Source organism: Paenibacillus sp. T2-29 (genome assembly GCF_052921365.1).
In genome coordinates this window covers 260,307-277,686 of sequence record NZ_JBREVE010000003.1, presented here as the reverse complement: position 1 = coordinate 277,686, position 17,380 = coordinate 260,307, and the positions used below count along the sequence as shown (strand labels likewise).

The 17,380-nt window shown below is 46.8% G+C and carries 13 protein-coding genes; 2 read left to right on the top strand and 11 right to left on the bottom strand.

Annotation, left to right across the window (positions count from 1 at the left end; translation table 11 throughout):
- Positions 1-48: 48 nt before the first annotated feature.
- Positions 49-1,752 (bottom strand): methyl-accepting chemotaxis protein, encoded by a 1,704-nt coding sequence (locus ACU1JV_RS10880; RefSeq protein WP_013370581.1) that lies wholly within the window; start codon positions 1,750-1,752, stop codon positions 49-51.
- 30 nt (positions 1,753-1,782) lie between these two features.
- Positions 1,783-3,060 carry an ABC transporter substrate-binding protein gene (locus tag ACU1JV_RS10875; RefSeq protein ID WP_013370580.1) on the bottom strand — a complete coding sequence of 426 codons (1,278 nt, stop codon included), beginning with the start codon at positions 3,058-3,060 and terminating at the stop codon, positions 1,783-1,785.
- 243 nt (positions 3,061-3,303) lie between these two features.
- Between ACU1JV_RS10875 and ACU1JV_RS10870 the strand changes: the two genes are divergently transcribed.
- Positions 3,304-4,152: a copper amine oxidase N-terminal domain-containing protein gene (locus ACU1JV_RS10870; RefSeq protein ID WP_040103747.1), complete on the top strand. Its 849-nt coding sequence runs from the start codon at positions 3,304-3,306 to the stop codon at positions 4,150-4,152.
- A gap of 136 nt (positions 4,153-4,288) precedes the next feature.
- On the opposite strand, the gene ACU1JV_RS10865 is transcribed toward ACU1JV_RS10870, so the two are convergent.
- The 5 genes from ACU1JV_RS10865 to ACU1JV_RS10845 all read right to left on the bottom strand — a co-directional run bounded on the left by ACU1JV_RS10865 (position 4,289) and on the right by ACU1JV_RS10845 (position 11,118).
- Complete coding sequence (locus ACU1JV_RS10865; RefSeq protein ID WP_013370578.1) at positions 4,289-4,630, bottom strand: darcynin family protein; 342 nt, start codon at positions 4,628-4,630, stop codon at positions 4,289-4,291.
- A gap of 82 nt (positions 4,631-4,712) precedes the next feature.
- Positions 4,713-5,294, bottom strand: coding sequence for a Crp/Fnr family transcriptional regulator (locus ACU1JV_RS10860; RefSeq protein ID WP_013370577.1), 582 nt, complete (start codon positions 5,292-5,294; stop codon positions 4,713-4,715).
- 123 nt (positions 5,295-5,417) lie between these two features.
- Entirely contained in the window at positions 5,418-7,259 is a 1,842-nt protein-coding gene (locus ACU1JV_RS10855; protein WP_337682363.1) for an adenine deaminase, read from the bottom strand.
- A gap of 104 nt (positions 7,260-7,363) precedes the next feature.
- On the bottom strand, positions 7,364-9,724 hold the full coding sequence (gene helD, locus ACU1JV_RS10850; protein ID WP_413985939.1) for an RNA polymerase recycling motor HelD: 2,361 nt from the start codon (positions 9,722-9,724) through the stop codon (positions 7,364-7,366).
- Between the two features lie 362 nt (positions 9,725-10,086).
- Positions 10,087-11,118 (bottom strand): FUSC family protein, encoded by a 1,032-nt coding sequence (locus tag ACU1JV_RS10845; RefSeq protein WP_014599646.1) that lies wholly within the window; start codon positions 11,116-11,118, stop codon positions 10,087-10,089.
- Between the two features lie 355 nt (positions 11,119-11,473).
- Here ACU1JV_RS10845 and ACU1JV_RS10840 point away from each other — a divergent pair, with 355 nt between their 5' ends.
- Positions 11,474-12,643, top strand: coding sequence for a glycosyltransferase family 4 protein (locus ACU1JV_RS10840; protein ID WP_413985938.1), 1,170 nt, complete (start codon positions 11,474-11,476; stop codon positions 12,641-12,643).
- 55 nt (positions 12,644-12,698) lie between these two features.
- Here the strand turns inward: ACU1JV_RS10840 and ACU1JV_RS10835 are convergent, their stop codons facing one another.
- The 4 genes from ACU1JV_RS10835 to ACU1JV_RS10820 form a co-directional block, all read right to left on the bottom strand.
- Positions 12,699-13,331: a DUF2238 domain-containing protein gene (locus ACU1JV_RS10835; RefSeq protein WP_058829434.1), complete on the bottom strand. Its 633-nt coding sequence runs from the start codon at positions 13,329-13,331 to the stop codon at positions 12,699-12,701.
- Between the two features lie 27 nt (positions 13,332-13,358).
- The gene (locus tag ACU1JV_RS10830) at positions 13,359-13,562 is read right to left on the bottom strand and encodes a YwbE family protein (protein ID WP_013370570.1); all 204 of its coding nucleotides are present in this window, start codon (positions 13,560-13,562) and stop codon (positions 13,359-13,361) included.
- A gap of 69 nt (positions 13,563-13,631) precedes the next feature.
- Positions 13,632-14,372, bottom strand: a complete 741-nt coding sequence (locus ACU1JV_RS10825) for a DUF1361 domain-containing protein (protein ID WP_025676882.1) — start codon at positions 14,370-14,372, stop codon at positions 13,632-13,634.
- Between the two features lie 416 nt (positions 14,373-14,788).
- A complete protein-coding gene (locus ACU1JV_RS10820) occupies positions 14,789-17,341 on the bottom strand; it encodes a beta-mannosidase (protein WP_413985937.1) in 2,553 nt (850 codons plus the stop codon).
- Positions 17,342-17,380: the final 39 nt, after the last annotated feature.

Below are 17,380 nucleotides of genomic sequence, written 5' to 3'. Positions count from 1 at the left end.
GGTAGTCTAGGACTTGTTTTTCTCGTCCAAGACTACCGCTAACTTACTTTAAATTTTGAATACGGACACCGTTTGATTCATCTCTTCCGCCCGCTTGGCAAGCATGTTAGCACCTGCGGACACTTCCTCCATGGAGGCAGTAGTTTCCTCGACTACGCTTGCGACTGTTTGAGTAGAGTCGGCTGCACGTTCGGAGATTTCGGCAATTTTCTTCATAGATTCCACCATAGAAACGGTTCCTTCATTTACGGATCTTGCTTCTACAGCCGCAGTATCTACCTCACCGCTCACCTCTTCCACGGCACCGACAATTTCAGAAAAGACGTTACCGACACCTTCGACAAGCATCATACCTTCATTTAGAGATTGAACACCTTCATTCATCGAAATCACAACTTCGTCTGTTCTTAATGCGATTTCGTTGACCAGAGAGGAAATCTTGCCCGTTGCTTCACTTGCTTGTGCCGACAAATTACGTACTTCATAAGCGACAACCGCAAATCCTTTTCCCTGCTCTCCCGCTCGTGCAGCTTCTATACTCGCATTGAGTGAAAGCAAGTTGGTTCGGGCAGATATATCGCTAATCATAGCTGTGATCTGTCTAATCTCTGCAGATTTTTCGCCTAGAATATTTACCACTTCAGCGGATTGAGTTACCTTGGTATGCACATCTCTTATTTGAGAGACGGTGGAAGACATTTGGGTTTTCCCGTTGTTTGCTTTTTCTTGTGCTTGGGTTGTGAGGTTCGCCACATTCACAAAGCGATTGGTTATGCTCTCTACACTTTTAGAAACGCCTACCGTGTAATTCAGCGTTTCAGCTATATCTGCAAGCTGTGTCTGAGAACCCTCCGCAACCTGAGTGGCACTTATAGCTATCTGCTCGGTAGCAATGCTTGTCTGTTCTGCACTGGCCGTTAGCTGTTCAGCCGTAGAGGCAACCAGTAAGGAATTATCCACAACTTCCTTTAAAAGGTTACGTAGCGAATCGCACATTTCATTAAAATCGGATGCCAGCTCCCCGACCTCATCTTTGGATCGGACCCTAAGGGGTTCCACTTGCAGGTCCCCTCTCGTTACCAGCTTTATCTGTTCTGCTATTTTTAATATGGGCTTAGTGAACGATTGAGCCAATAAAAAAGAACCGATAATTCCAAGGATCGTACATATGATAGTCAAAGAAATCATCAAAAGTCTACCTGAATGGTAAGATTGACTCGATTGATTAGCTGCCTCAGTGGCATACTGCTCATTAAGCAGCTTCAGTTTATTTACATCGTCTAATGCTGCCTTATAAATAGAAGAATTTCCATGAATGATCATGTAGGCCATCACTTTGTCGTTTTCTTCCATGGCCGCAGAAACCACCTTTAGATGGCGAAGATACATTGCCCACTGACCATAAAAGTTGGTGAACAGTTCTTTTTCCTCTGCCGTAGAGGCCAAACTTTGATATTTATTTACACTCTTATCCATTGAATCTGTAGCTTTGGCTAGTTCTTCTTGATAAGTGCTGCGAGCAGCTGCATCCTCTTCGAGTATCATTCGAACGGTGAGTCTATCGATTTCTGTAATCTGCTTATCCATACCTTGAAGAAGAATAACCGCAGGTAACGACCTGTTATTTACCTTATCAGAAGCCTCCCCCATTTCCGACATCTTAATGACGCCTATAACACTTGAAAGGGACAGTACGATTACCAGTATGAGCGCTGCACTAATTATTTTTTTCTTTAATGTTAATTTAAACACCCTTATCTTCCTCCCGTGACTGGTCTCGTATCATCCCTGCTGAGCTTTCCAGTATATGCGTATTTGGCGTAAGAGCTCAGCCTTATCTATCTTTCCACTGATATAGCTTTGGATAGATGCTCCTGTGATGGCCCCATGATCAGGTGGAAGGGTTGCCATAAACGGCAGCGTCTTTCCGTTCGACATATATGACTTGATCGATTTACTCAAGGGATCGGAAGGCACTAAGTCAATATTCTTAAAGGCTGGTATAACATTAGCCTTGTTAACCAAAAGTTCCTGTCCCGACTTTTCGTATACCAGCCAGTTTAAAAATTTCTTTGCTTCCTCTTGCTGCTGTGGCGTAGTAGCTGTGGAGTCAATGAATACATACTTTGTCACACCAACTGTGATCTTTGAATTGTTGGGATCATCTGTATTATCGTTTAGCGGAAGAGGCAAGAACCCGTATTCCTCATTTGCCGTATCATTGCTCTTTATTCCATTCCAAGCCCAGTTGCCCATAAACCAAAGCCCTACCTTGCCCTCTCCCAAAGCTTTGGATCCATCCTCATACGTACTGTCCAAAGGCGCGTGTTTATTGATGTTGTTATCCTTGAGCAGATCTAAAGTTTGTACCCATCCAGACATTACATTGTTTTGGGACATATCGATGGAGTTGTTCTGCATACCTTTAACAAACTCTGGAAAACCTCCAGGTTGAACAGAATAAGCCAGAGCCAGAAGATGAGAGCCAAGAGACCAGTCCATTGGTGAAAGCATGACTGGTGCTACTCCCGACTTCTGAATTTTAGCCATTAATGAATTCAGGCTGCTTCTACTGTTGACCGAAGAAGGATCAAAAGGACCCCCTGTTGCCTTGTCCAATACTTTTTTGTTATAGATTAATCCGTAGCCTTCCACTGCAAATGGGAATCCCAGCACAGCATCGTTTTTCTTAACTGCATCAAGTCCATTTTCTATCGTATCGGCTACCCACTTCTCTTTACTTAAGTCAACGGCTTTATCCAGGAATGTCTGCGTGTCACCCGGGTCAAGCATCGACATCGTTGCTGGGCTTCCTGAGCCGTACATCGACATCAGCTTTTGATATGCAGACGTTCCCTCTGGAGCGGTTATAATTTCTAAAGATACTTCAGGGTGCTCTTGATTGTATTGTTTTGCGACTTCTTCTAATTGGGTTTTTATTTCAGATTTAGAATTCAAAAATGTAATCTTGGTCGTCTGCTGTGATACTGGTGATGCTGAACAACCTATAAACATCATTAAACATGCTAGAGAAATCGCAACTTTTAGCTGTTTTCTCATTAACTTTCCCCCTAAGGATTTACTTTGTAAATTTTATGAACAATATTCAATGTTATCGACATAATTCCCCAGGAAGATTAGAATTTTTTGGGTGGTAAATATCGGAATTCAGTTGAATAGTACAAACTGGTTGTTACGTCAAGTTGATGAACAGGAAAACGCAACAAATTTTTATCCAGTCGCGTCTTAATATGGGGGAAAGTTACTGTGCAACAAATTAATCAAAAAAAGGAGCAATCTTTTATGAACAAGGCATTCTTTGGGGCTTTTCTTGCTATCTTTTTATGTATTTCATCGTCCACTGCTTATGCAGCACAAAATCAAATCAAAATTGACGGTGTGGCTATAGCAACCGATGCAAAGCCACAAATGAAGAACAAACGTACAATGGTGCCTCTACGTGTTATTAGCGAAAGTTTGGGGGCTAACGTCGAATGGTCCGATTCCGAGGTTATTCTCGCTAAAAGCGATATGAAAGTAAAATTAGCAGTAAACAAAAGCACAGCGGAGAAAAACGGTCAAAAGATACAGCTTGATGTAAAACCATACTTGAAAAATAACAACATATATGTTCCACTTCGTTTTATTGCAGAGACATTTGGCTGTAATGTCAATTACAGCAACTTTGCAGTGACTATTAATATTGAACCATTGCTCATAGACGGTGTACAAGTAAAGGCACTTCAACAGGAATACCATATGATTATGGGCGGCGTAGTTCAGCATATTCATGGCAATGCATATAACAAAGCCATTTATAATATTTTTGCAAAAAACAAAGGCGAAAAAGTCGAAGCACCTGAAAACTATTCTTGGAGACTCACTATTGACACACCTGGGTCTTATTATAAAAATGCACAATACGATTTTTTAGACCAAAAAGGGAAAAGCTTAGCTCGTTTTGATGTGTATTCTTTAATCCAGTCCTTTCCATCCGAAGTTTTAATCGGGTATCCCAAGTTTTTGATTCATGACGTATCCAAAGATGAGTGGTACTTGTTTAGCGATAGCGCAGCAAAATCTATTAATCAGTTAATTAATAATGCTACAAATAATGGTTTTATGACGGTTATAAGTAATACAGTTGCATAATACGATTTTATCTTATTATCGTCTCTATTAGATAAAAGGCGAATTCCCAGCTGAATAAAACAGCATGGGAACTCGCCTTGTTTAAAACCTGTACAAGCTCAACTCCTACTTTTACATAGTAAAGGAGTACGGGGAGTTATTTGTCCATCTGTAGCATTTCGGACTCATAGGACTGAAATGCATTTTCCATCCCCATTACTACATCTTTAATCTTCATATATCCTTTGGTATACGGCTCCGAATCACGAATTTCTTCCCACATATAGTGATATTGCTTCATATCCTCTGTTTCGCATACAACGAAATCCGTATAGTCCTTTCCGGGCAGTGCTTCTGCATCGAAAAAACGAACCTGAACATGTTCGCTGTACTTCTGAATACGAGCCTGCAAGGCCCCCGCATGTTTGCGGCGTTCTTCCCGAGGAAGAGCCAACCAAGAAGGGTAGAATTCCAATAATACAATCATCATATAACGCATATGCCTATCTCCTTTTTAGTGAAGCTTGAATGGATTTATCGTTATTGTACGCTGCTTGTCTGCCAAGCCGCATTAACATAGGTTAATGCGGCTTGCTGCGCAGCAAACGACTAAGTGAGACGGGGGATACACCTATGTACGAAGCTATATGGTATTGTGCAACTCGTTTGTCTAACCCGGGATACTTGAGAAGAAAGGCATCATAACGTTCCCTAGCAGAAAGATATAACAATTCGCGTTCCCGTTCCTCTTTGCGAATGTACAGTCTTTCTACGCTTTTACGCACGAATCTTTCCCACATATGGCTTGTATCCATAAGCTCCTTTAATACGTAATATGGAATTTCAATAACAACCGAATCTTCCATGGCCTCAATCGTAAAAGTGGATGGTTTACCTTGAACCATAGCGCCATAAGAGGTTACATAATCATCTTCTGGTGAAAAACCAACATTATACTCTCTGCCATCTGCCAAAGTATAAAACAAACGGAATAATCCCTCCGAACAAAAATAAGCGTGTTTCACAGGTTCCCCTGTTTCAATAAGATATGTCCCTTGCTGAACATGCCTCACACGGGTTTGCTCTACAAACCTGTTCCAATCCTGATCTATAATTGAGGCTTGATGAGCCATATTTTCTAATGAACGATAATATAATTGCATCTCCTCACCACCCCACAAAACGTTGATTAAGGAATCAAAGATACCTTTAGGACTATATAAGAAAACAGGGGCTATCCCACAGGTCTGGGTAGACCTGCAGGACAACCCCAGTGATGTATTCTATCAGGCTTCCGAAGCATCCTCTTCCACGAAAAGAGACACCTTGCGTATACCGTCGGCTCCGATCACGACAAGACCCTGATCCGACAGGCGGATTTCAGGGATTACGACCAGTGCGAGCAGCGACAGTGTCATTAGCGCGTTGTTCAACATGCAGCCGGATTGCTGAAGTGCCTGGCTGATGCTTTCGGACTGCGCAGCTACCTCAGCAAACGGAGCTGGGGACATCAGCCCGGCGATCGGAAGCGGGAAGCGCGTCTCACCCGAGGCGGATACGACCACCACGCCGCCACGCAGGGCAACGGCCTGCTTCGCCGCCTGGGTCATGAGCTCGTCATCATTGCCGATGACGAGCAGGTTGTGGCTATCATGCGCGACGGTCATGGCAATTGCGGCTGGCTCGGTGAAGCCGACGCCTGTCACAAGTGCCACCGCGTGGCTGCCACTGGCATGATGTCGCTCGAAAACGGCGATTTTGCACAAATCCTGCGCAGGATCTGATGCAACTTCACCATTACGCACCGGAACGGTCATCCGCACTTCCTTCGTATCTACATGATTTTCCGTGACACGAATTACCCGTACAGGTACATTCCCTTCCTGCACTGGAGCCACAATACGGAAATCTGCGGCACTCAGCTCTCGACCCAAATGGACTGTGTCCATTACTTCCGCAGGATAAACGAAGCCGTCCCAGTCGGCGACCATTTGACCGTACTCGGCCACCAGTTGACCCGCTGCAATGGTAGCCGTCACATTCACTTCGGCCAAGCGGCCATCAAGCAAGATAATATCGGCAATCGCACCGGGAATGATCGAGCCAATGTCCCGTGCCACGCCGAAGCGCTCTGCCGTATTCAGCGTTGCCATTTGAAAGGCAGTCACTGGCTTAACGCCCTGCGCAATGGCATGACGGACAACGAAATCCATCTGCCCTTCATGGAGCAAGGATTCGGCGCTGCGATCATCCGTCACCAGCATCATGCGGCGCGTGTCGAGACCCATTTCCGTGCTGGCACGGATCGTCTCGGCCACATCATGCCATGCGGAGCCTTGCCGCATCTTGGCATACATGCCGAGCCGGATACGCTCGGCTACATCTTCGGGCGTGACACATTCGTGATCGCCCGTAATTCCTGCGGCTGCATAGACCGGCAGCCGCCAATCATCGGAGGCCCATGTAAAATGGCCATCCGCCACTTTGCCGGCGCGCAGCGTGGCCTGAATTTCCCCGATCATCACGTCGTCGCCATAGACGACGCCAGGGAAATTCATAACTTCGCCCAGCCCGATCATATCCGGGCCCCAGCTTAGAGCCTCTGCGACTTCCGCCGGACCGAAAGAGGCACCTGTCGTTTCCAGCTCTGGGCCTGTGGAAGGCACGCACGAAGCTACCTGCATGTAAGCAGCCAGCGGTGTCGTGCGGGCTTCGTCCAGCATCAGACGAAGCCCTTTTAGACCCAGCACATTGGAAATTTCATGTGGGTCAAAAAAACCGCCCGTCACGCCCAGCGGCAGTACAGCCTTCGCGAATTCAGTTACGGTGAGCTGTGTGCTTTCGATATGACAATGTCCGTCCAGCAAACCCGGTGCCATATAGCGGCCTTCCGCTTCAATGATTACGGTGTCTTCTCCAATCGTATGGCTAACGTCTCTACCGACATATGCGATACGAGAGCCTTGCACAGCAATAGACATGCCCGGTAACAATTCGCCCGATACCACATTGACCAGCGTTCCTCCGCGGATCACCAGCGATGCCTTGCGCTCCCCTCTAGCTGTAGCTATCAACTCGGGTACACAGTCCGCCAGCGGCGGGCGTTGAAATACTCTCTTCATGTCCATTACGTTTGTAACCTCCGTTTATGCTTCTTACCTGTTTGGCTTATTTGCTTATGTTACTGGAATACGCTCAACAATGCCAGCCGCCCCTAAAGAACATGGTCACTTTATTCCACTTTACGGATATACGTCTCCGATTCCTGCGAACTCACGAATGGCGTAATCTCCCCTATGCTATATATATGCAGCAAATGCATCGCTCGCGTACAGGCCGTGTAGAACAATTTACGCTCACTCTCACGCTGGTATTCTTGGACTGATCCGTCATAAATGAGAACCGCATCAAACTCCACGCCTTTCGCCAGGTAGGCTGGAATGATATGAATCCCCTTTTCAAAAGCAGGGGTTGTTTTCTTAATTAATTTTGGCTTTACTGGCAGTTGTCCTTCCAGTGCTTCGTAGGCTGCCGCGCTTTCATCAGCATTTTTACAGATCACTGCGATGGATTCATAACCCTCTGCCAGCAATTTTGTAACATTCCCGGCAATCAGTTGGTGTAGCTTTTCACGCGAGTTCACCTCGGTTACCAGAGGCTTCTCACCCTTACGGTTAAACGGAACAATATGCTCTCCCCCTGCTACCATCCCCCGGGTAAACTCTACAATCTCCTGTGTTGAGCGATAGCTGCGTGTCAGGGAAATCATCTCGGTCTGGTCTGCTCCATACAGGTCATACAATGGTTCTGCATCCTGAAGCACCGAAGCATGGGCATAGATGGCCTGATTAAAATCGCCGAGTGCCGTCATTTTAGCCTGTGGAAATAATCGTTTAAAGAAAGCCAGCTGGAATGGTGAATAGTCCTGTGCCTCATCAATAAACACATGACGGATGTTACTATTGGAACGGAAGCCCAGCATCAGCTCACGCAAATATAAAAAGGGCGTCACATCCTCATACGCTAATTCTCCAGCCTGAATTCGTTTCAGAGTTTGCCGACTAATTTCACTCCAGTTGACGGGTAGCTCTGCATGATTCGACAGTTGGCTTAATAACGTCTCGTTCATAAACAACTCGCTGTATAGACGGGTTGTATCCACGAAGCGGAGTGCCTTAATCCACTTGCGCAAGGGCTTTAAGCGGTCACTGACCACCATACGCGCCAATATTTCTCTTTCACGTGTAAAGTCGTCGAAGGTATCGCCTTTATTCTTGAATTTACGGCGCATGCGGTTATATGCACGCTGATAATCCTCCGGCTCCAACAGATCCATCTGCTGGTCCACCCAAGGAGCGGAGCATTCTTCCTTACCAAAGCGGGCCAGCTCTTTGAGCATCCAATCGCGTAGCAGTTCCAATCGGTTCGCCAGCCGCACAGCCGAGTCGAATTCATAAAACTTGCTTGCCATTTGCTCTACTGAAATCACCTCACGTCCCTGAAAACGAACAGGTTTAAAACGCATTCCCTCCTGTTCCAGATGCGCCTTGTAGCCTGTAATCACATGTAAGAACGTCTTGGATGACTTAAAACGGATACCTTCCATCCTAGCTTCATACCCAGGCTGTGACGACGCTGATAGCACATATTCCAGCTGCTCAAAAGGATCTTCTAACTGAAACTCCCGGCCCAAACGTCGTTCCAAATATTCCTGAAACGTGGCCTGAAGCATATTTTCCTCACCCAATTCAGGCAATACCGTCGAAACATAACTGTTAAACATGGGGTTTGGCGAAAATAACACGACCTGATCCGCTCGCAAGCGATCCCGATACTTATACAGCAAATACGCTACTCTCTGAAGCGCTGCAGAGGTTTTGCCACTTCCTGCCGCTCCCTGAACAATAAGCATACGGCTTCGGTCATCACGGATGATGCGATTCTGCTCCTTTTGAATGGTAGCGACAATACTTTTCATTTGAGCATCCGAGCTCCGGCTTAATACGGCTTGAAGGAGTTCGTCTCCAATGGTCACCCCTGTATCGAACATAAAGCGAATCTGTCCGTCACGGATTGAGAATTGGCGTTTGAGAGTCAGTTCTCCTTCCATCTCCCCTTCTGGGGTCTTATAAGAAGCGGGACCTGGCATGTTATCGTAATAAAGATTCGAAATAGGCGCACGCCAGTCGTAGATCAGAAATTCCTCATCCTGATTATCCAGCAGGGAGGCAATCCCCAGATAAATGCGTTCCGCAGTCTGCCCTTCCTCAGCAAAATCAATGCGTGCAAAATAGGGTGAGTCCAGCAACTTTTTCAAACGCCCTAGCGCCTCAGTGGAATGCTTGTGTCTTCGTTCCCGCTCAGACAAAATCTCAGACTGCTGACGCAAACTGGTGGACGTCTCTCCCACATCATCCGCCTCACTGAAATTGATCGTTACCTCATCCCAGAAGTCTTTACGCATATCGACGACATCGCCGCGCACAGAACCAACCTCTGTCTCCAGCTTCCGAATACGCCCGCTAATGACTGCGGTCACATCTTCTACTCTTCGTTGTTCCTCATTCCATTGCTGCTCAGTAGTCACTGACATCGCTCCTGTTCCGTTTCCTCCTGCTCCGCGCAGGGCTCCCTTGCGTACAAACTATGCTCTATTATGGACCCGGGCATACTCATCGCATCCCCCTGATCCGGGAAAATTGACTATTCCTTTGAAGCATGCTATAATGTAACAAGAAGTGTGTTAACAACTTATGCAATACGGTTTTACGATGTAAAACATAGCATCCTCTATTGTAGCAAGTTCAGTCCCTGTTCGCAACCAGTGGGCTTTTTTTGTATTTTCTGGCAATCTTCCATTAGCCTGTTCCTACATCCTTGAATTCATGACATAAAAAAGCGACCGTCCATCTGATTGATGAATGCGGTCGCTTTTTCTTTTTTTTTCGAAATTGCCTATCGACTCTCTTCCACAGGATGAATATGATCGGCCAGTCTGCTTAATCGCTCCAGCTGATGACCATAGTCGTACATCGTCGCAGCTACGATGGAAAGCCGCAGCATTCCCTCCTCACAATGGTCAAAACGTGTAATGGCATGCTTCATAAAATCGCCGTTGGCCTGCTGAAACAATTCACTTTCATCCTCATTTGGTTTCAGTTTATTTTCGAATTTCAGCAGAGCGTGCTCGTGAAAACGAATCAGCCGCTCCAGATGATCGTCAAAAAACGCATCTGTTCCCTTTGGACGTAAAGACTGGAAGTAGTGCCTTTCAACCGCATCCAAGACCTCGTATCCTTTGTGCAAACTTTCGAGCATTTGTTTGTATACGACCATTTGTCTGGTCTGACTAAACTTGGTGCGCTTGAGCTTTTTCTGCTCCTCTTCGAACAAATGATATTTGTCCGAGAGTGATTTAATAGCTCCCTGCAAATTTCCCTTTTCCTCTCTAAAGACAGACTCCTTAATCTCATCTGAAATGGCAGTTCGCAGCAGCAAGGACATGCTGTTAAATACATTTTGAATTTGATTGATAAACTGCCTTTTCGGTTTGGGAGGAAAAACAGTAATGTTGATGACAAAAGCAGACACAATCCCGATCAGAGTCAGCGCAAAGCGGGTTACTGCAAATTTCCAGTCCCCTGAAGCTTCCATGACAGAAACAACGGTCACGAGTGTCAATCCAACCGTATCAGCCATGTTTATTTTCAGACATATCATAAGTACCAATACACATACCAGTCCGACCGCAATCGGCTCATTCGAAAATACCATTCCGCCCAGCAACGCCATGACTGCACCTAATGTGCTTGTTTGGAGTTGATCCAGAAAATAACGCCACGACCTATATATCGACGGTTGCATGGCAAAAATAGCGGCTATCGCTGCCCCCACAGGCGAATGGGTGTTCAAAAGCGTGCTCAGAAAAAGGGCGAGCGTCACTGCGATTCCCGTTTTTAACACCCGTGCTCCAAAAGCCAAAGCCATCCCTCCTGCTTACCCTTCAAATTTATTCATACCGAATTACTATAATGAAATTTCAAGACAAAGTCCATGTTTTATTATTACCCAAAACCATCGGAGATCAGGAATATTTATGAAATGTATAGTTCCTGCTAGGATACATATCAACAGAATTTCCCTATCTGCATCAACATCGCAGAAGGATCTCATCGTGCCATGGATTAGTAAAATCTGAGAAGAGCGCCCGTCCGCAGGGCAACTTTTACAAAACCCGGCAAGCCCGTAAACAAAATTATGACACAATAAAAGCCGGAGCCTCCAAGCGGACTCCCCTGGAACGTCATAGGATAAATGAGAATGGCGAGGGAGGAATGAAGGCATGCTTCGAGTCGCATTATTTACAGACACGTATACGCCTGATGTCAATGGCGCTGCTCTGACACTGGAACGATGGATTGGCTATTTGGAGACACACGGGGTATCTACGCTTGTCTTCGCACCGGAGGCAGACCATCATCTGTCCTCGGGGCCGGGCGTGGAGCGTTTTCGAAGTATTCCCTTTTTATTGTACCGGGAATGTAGACTAGCGATCCCTAACGCCAAACAAATCAACGAGCGCCTGTCAGCCTTTTCCCCGCATCTAATTCATGTCGCTACTCCGTTTAACCTTGGCCTGTATGGAACAAGCTACGCTGCCAAACACCATATTCCACTTGTCGCCTCCTATCACACCCACTTTGATAAATACCTCGAATATTACAAGCTTCGTTGGCTTGAACCTGCGTTATGGAAATACATACTCTGGTTTCACAGACATTGTGAAAGGGTATATGTCCCCTCTCGGTCAACCATGGAATTGTTACGCAATAAAGGAATGGGACAGCTCGAAATCTGGGGTAGAGGAATTGATACCGACCGCTTCCAGCCCACAGTGAATCGCGAAGCGATATGGGAAAAATGGGGCGTTCGTGCAGACGCATTTGTGATTTTGTATGTGGGCAGACTAGCACCGGAAAAGGGGATAGACACGTTACTGGATTCCTATCTCCAGTTGCCCGACGACGTCCGCGCAGCCTCAGTGCTGGTCATTGCAGGAGATGGCCCATTGTTTAAGTTCAAAACTGCAGCAGATATCGGAGTGCCAGAGCACGCAGTTCACTGGCTTGGTTTTGTAAAAGGACCGGAATTAGCTGAACTGTACGCTGCAGCCGATGTATTCCTCTTTCCTTCCACTACGGAAACCTTCGGTAACGTCGTTTTGGAGGCTATGGCCTCCGGCACACCCGTGATCGGCGCCAATGAAGGCGGGGTCAAAGATAATGTAATCCATGGGAAAACGGGGTTACTGTGTCCAGCTGGAGATGCCGCTGCCTTTGCCAAAGCTGTACACCTGTTGTACGAGGATGTCCCACTTCGCGACTTTCTGTCCAGAACTGGTAGAGCATACAGTCTGGAGCAGACGTGGGACCGTATTTTTGAGCGGCTACTGGACAGCTACATGGATGCAGCGACCCTGCATCTCGACAGCCGCCCTGTGACGCGAATATAACCCTAAAAAAAATTTAAAACTACGGTAATAAAAAGCGGCTTAAAAAGAAACCCTGCTATACCTTTAGCTGTTTGAGCAGCTTGTTATGTACCCCGCTTAACAAAATCACCGCTGTCAGGGCACCGATGAACGCAAGGAGCATATCCCATTGAGTATCCCATACATCTCCCTGTGTCCCCAAAAAGGCTTCTGCCGCCGTACCGGTTGCCTTGGCTACGGCAAACTCAATCAGTTCGTACACAGCACTGATCGCAAGACACACACTAACCGTTAGAAAAGTGAGCCAGCTCCCGCTTCCCAAAGCCGTCTTACGCAGCAGCACTTCCCTGACAATGAGTGCAGGCACAAAACCTTGCGCAAAATGCCCAAGTCGATCATAATAATTGCGCTCCAGCCCAAACGTATCCCGAATCCAGTTGAACAGAGGCATTTCGGCATAGGTATAGTGCCCCCCGACAATCAGGATGAGTGCGTGTAGCCAGATTAGGGTGTATACCAGATTGGTAAACCGAAATCGACGGTAAAGAGCCGCCAGCAGTATAGCTCCTAAAACAGCTGGGAGAACTTCCAGTACCCATGTAAAATAATCCGCCGGACGAACCAAGGACCAAATGAGAGCAAGCACCAGCAGTACAAGTAAAATAAGCGGATAACGATCATTTTTAGACCATGCCGTTGCCTCATTCATACATTATTCCTCCTAAGCCCAAAGCTCTTATCCTTCATTCATTACAATATGTTTGACACGTCCAACCTGTCCGTCTACCAAACGCACTTTGATTCCATGCGGATGACGTGGAGAATTGGTCAATATATCCTTCACCGTTCCTCGCGTCAGTTTACCCGTAGGCTGATCCTTTTTAAGCACAATATCCACCTGAAGACCAGCGCGGATATCAGATCGATTCTGTCCGTTCATTGTAGCTATTCCTCCTTTGCTTTTACATTTTATCTTATGATGATATTTAGCCACTCAGCCCCATCGTAATCACCAGCGATGCCATTCGTCCCGGCGGCTATTCCCCATCCAGGCCACACACATCATGGATATATAGCTAACGAGCAAAATAACGAAGACCATCCCGCTAAACTCCACAAAATGAGTGCGTTGCAAGGAATCCGCCCATATGGAGGATACTTGTGTGTACAACTGGGACGGTGCAGACACAATATCCCATGTGTTTCCTCGAAAGAAACGGCCAATATAAATACCTAGGCTACTTAGCAGGAGTACCGCCAGCATAAACAACCAGCTGACAAGCCCGCCCCGTGCACGTTGCACCAACTGTCGTACAGATTCAAGCGATACAACCCCCATGGTGAGACCAAGCACAGCTACCAGCAGCATCCCTAATGCATGATTCCAAAAGTACGGATTGCCCCAGAAACGCTGCTCTCCGAGAAATGGATACCTGGCAAATACATGCAGCAAATCTGTGATCAAATAAGGCGTATTGGGATAAAAGAAAAGCCAACCTGCCCCTATGACCCAGAGCAAAAATGTCCTTGTTCCCCTTCTCCACGAGCAATGAATGACATCTAGCAAAAGCGTCAACAGCATAGGAATCCAGGCTAGCATCATATTCCACCAAATAAAAAGATAAGGGCGGCCCCCTGAGGGCAGTCGCACGTTAATGATCCACAATGTACTAATTACGGAGCATAAGGCCAGTGCAATAAAAATATAAAGTTTAACTGGATAATTTAACGATCTTAAACGGTCATACATATGTTTCTTTCCCTCCTTGTAACCGTCCATCCTTCTTGACGTTCCAATTTACACCTATTCTGGACAGTGTACACCACAATGGCTTCAAGCTCAATGGAAGCGCTCCACTCTGCATAAAATGAAGATAAAAAAGCATCTATTCTCCCGGGGTTGACCTCATGTCCCTGGGAGACAGATGCTTACTGTATTTCAGACTTCATTTCACAGGTAAAGCGATATACGAATGCGGATCTTCTGATCAAAAGGAGCCCTCCAATAGGCTCAATCTTAGGCAGCATTTCCCGGGTAATGCTGTAATTCAGCTCCCCCTGCTCAAACACTACTCACGGATTTCTCTACATGCTCTCAGCCGGCCGGATGAAGAGGAACTTCATTGTCCATCATCTACTTCAAGGCGGATGAGCTTTAACTGTCCTCTAACCTTGTATCCAATTGACCAATGATTGTACCGTCAATGCACCTGGCGCTGCTACCTCAAATGCGGAGGCACCGTTACGCAAGGCCAGAAATTCCACGGTTTTAGGAACACCGGGAGCCAGATCCAGATGGTTGTCACTGAAAATCCCCTCCTGCTCTGCGGTCAGCCACACATGTCTGGCAAGTACATCCGAACAAAGCGTGAACCTACTGCCTCCACTTCCCGGTATCTCCGTCACTTCAATTTTCGCCTGCGGTAAATCCATCTCTTTCGTACCTGCAAAATAAATTTCGCTGGCGGCCACCTGTTCACCGTTTTGTATCAGACGTGCGACCAGCATATGCTCCGTACGATCCAGGCCATTCAGCCATTTGTCAGTAGGCAGTATATGTACGATCCCTGCGCCGCCTGCTTGCTGTTCTACCTTAATGTTCTCTTCACGAATAGCCTGACTGCCACGGATATGCAAAAGTGTCAGCTGCAGCGTACCCGCTATCGGCTCTAGCGTATCGTTAACCAGATGCAGCTCTTTACTCCCCTGTTCCGTATCTACTGCACTCAACAGCACATCGGCAAAGCTGCGTTTAGCCGTATATTGAAGCGCCTTCCAACGACCAAAATAGTCCATACTTGACCAGGAAGCAACGGGCCAGCAGTCATTCATCTGCCAGTATAATGTCCCCATGCAATAGGGCTTGTGACGACGATGGGCCTCAATGGCCATTTTCATCGCCTCTGCCTGTAAAACCTGGCTCATGAGCAGAAAACATGGAAAATCCTTGGGTTGCCGCATGTACCGTCCCATGTATTCTTGAATCAGGCGATTGCCCGAGCCGTTCTTCTGATGTGCCAGCATCACCTCAGATTCCAGTTCCAAATCCTTCTCTTCCGCATAAGCGCGAACAGACTTGTATTCAGGAAAGGACTGAAAACCATACTCACTCATAAAACGGCCCACATGTACGTGATAATTTTCAAACGGCTCAGACGCATGCCATACTCCCCAATAATGGATGTCTCCCGCTGTGGAGGACGGATGAGCATGCTGGTTTCGATCTCCGGTCAGGTCAATTAGCGGTGAGGAGGGCCAATATGCCGTCTGCGGAGTCCAGGCATTTACCGCCTCCGGTAAAATCCGGTGGAAAAGCGTTTCATAATCTTCCCATAGACGCTCCCGTTGCTCAGGCGTGTAGGCCTTTTTCCAGCCCCAGCCTGCATTCTCTTCATAATGCGCCCATGCGGAATCAATCTCATTATTGCCGCACCATAACGCAATGCAAGGATGATGGCGCAAACGCTTGATGTTATCTTCGGCTTCCTGCGCTACATTATCCAAAAAAGCCTGATCCCCCGGATACATGCTGCATGCGAACATAAAATCTTGCCACACGAGCAAGCCGTATTCATCACAAAGGTCATAAAATACGTCTTCTTCATAAATACCGCCACCCCACACCCGCAACATATTCATATGTGAGGCAGCCGCACTGGCAATTTCATGCCGGTATCGTTCCAACGTAACTTCGGCAGCAAAGCTGTCATTCGGAATATGGTTCGCTCCCTTTGCGAATACGGGGATTCCATTCAGCTCAAAATAGAAGCTCTCCCCTGCCGTATCCCGCTCACGTATAAGACGGATCGAACGAAGTCCCGTTTTCACTGATTTTTCCGCAATTACTGCTTCCTGTGCTTGCTCCTTCAATTCGGCTACAAACGTATACTGATGCGGCTCCCCCAGCCCACGACACCACCACAGCTTCGGATCCTTCATATCCAGCTCCAGCTCTACTGTTTGCTTTCCCTTCAGAAGACGAACCGGCTTGGACCACACCCTGCCATCAGCAGAAATACACAACTCGGCATCTCTAATCTCATCTGCACTTTCAATCTCTACCATTGCTGTGAGTTCAGCCCTCTCGGTACTCACTTTGTCCTGTCGAATAAACAAGTCTCTTATGACCAAACCAGACCAAGCTTCAATTCGGACCTCTCTCCAGATCCCGCTCGTCACCAGCCTCGGTCCCCAATCCCAACCATAGTGATAGGGAGCCTTACGAGCGAAAACGCTTACTTTTTTATCGGACAAGCCACCTATCTCGGACTGATCATTCGGTGCGGGGAGTCCATAGCCCAACCTTTCCAGCTTAGGCACATCTTCCGCAATCGGAGAGCGAAAATGGATTTCAAGCCGATTTTTCCCTTGCTGAACAAATGCCTTCATATCCTGTCTCCATACCCGAAACATATTATTGGCCGATAAGACAGTTTGACCATTCACTCTTACATCTGCATATGTGTCCAGACCTTCCAGCACCAGCTCTACACATTGACATTGAAGCTGATTTGCATCTATCTCAAAATAGGCTTCATATATCCAATCCTGCTTATCAATCCACTGTACCTCCATCTCGTTCATACCGATAAAAGGATCAGGAATTTTGCCATGTCGCAAAAGATCGGTATGCACACAACCCGGCACTTTCGCACTGAGCCACTCATCACTATGTGCAACCCTAAACCTCCAGCCATCCAACCCTATCACATTAATCATCGTCGCAAGCCTCCTATAAGGATGATTGGGAACATCTGG

What these genes read in the sequence shown, in the direction of transcription:
- ACU1JV_RS10875 (WP_013370580.1), bottom strand. Translation starts at nt 3,060, where the DNA reads ATGAGAAAACAGCTAAAAGTTGCGATTTCTCTAGCATGTTTAATGATG.
- ACU1JV_RS10870 (WP_040103747.1), top strand. Translation starts at nt 3,304, where the DNA reads ATGAACAAGGCATTCTTTGGGGCTTTTCTTGCTATCTTTTTATGTATT.
- ACU1JV_RS10865 (WP_013370578.1), bottom strand. Translation starts at nt 4,630, where the DNA reads ATGCGTTATATGATGATTGTATTATTGGAATTCTACCCTTCTTGGTTG.
- ACU1JV_RS10860 (WP_013370577.1), bottom strand. Translation starts at nt 5,294, where the DNA reads ATGCAATTATATTATCGTTCATTAGAAAATATGGCTCATCAAGCCTCA.
- ACU1JV_RS10855 (WP_337682363.1), bottom strand. Translation starts at nt 7,259, where the DNA reads ATGGACATGAAGAGAGTATTTCAACGCCCGCCGCTGGCGGACTGTGTA.
- helD (WP_413985939.1), bottom strand. Translation starts at nt 9,724, where the DNA reads ATGTCAGTGACTACTGAGCAGCAATGGAATGAGGAACAACGAAGAGTA.
- ACU1JV_RS10845 (WP_014599646.1), bottom strand. Translation starts at nt 11,118, where the DNA reads ATGGCTTTGGCTTTTGGAGCACGGGTGTTAAAAACGGGAATCGCAGTG.
- ACU1JV_RS10840 (WP_413985938.1), top strand. Translation starts at nt 11,474, where the DNA reads ATGCTTCGAGTCGCATTATTTACAGACACGTATACGCCTGATGTCAAT.
- ACU1JV_RS10835 (WP_058829434.1), bottom strand. Translation starts at nt 13,331, where the DNA reads ATGAATGAGGCAACGGCATGGTCTAAAAATGATCGTTATCCGCTTATT.
- ACU1JV_RS10830 (WP_013370570.1), bottom strand. Translation starts at nt 13,562, where the DNA reads ATGAACGGACAGAATCGATCTGATATCCGCGCTGGTCTTCAGGTGGAT.
- ACU1JV_RS10825 (WP_025676882.1), bottom strand. Translation starts at nt 14,372, where the DNA reads ATGTATGACCGTTTAAGATCGTTAAATTATCCAGTTAAACTTTATATT.
- ACU1JV_RS10820 (WP_413985937.1), bottom strand. Translation starts at nt 17,341, where the DNA reads ATGATTAATGTGATAGGGTTGGATGGCTGGAGGTTTAGGGTTGCACAT.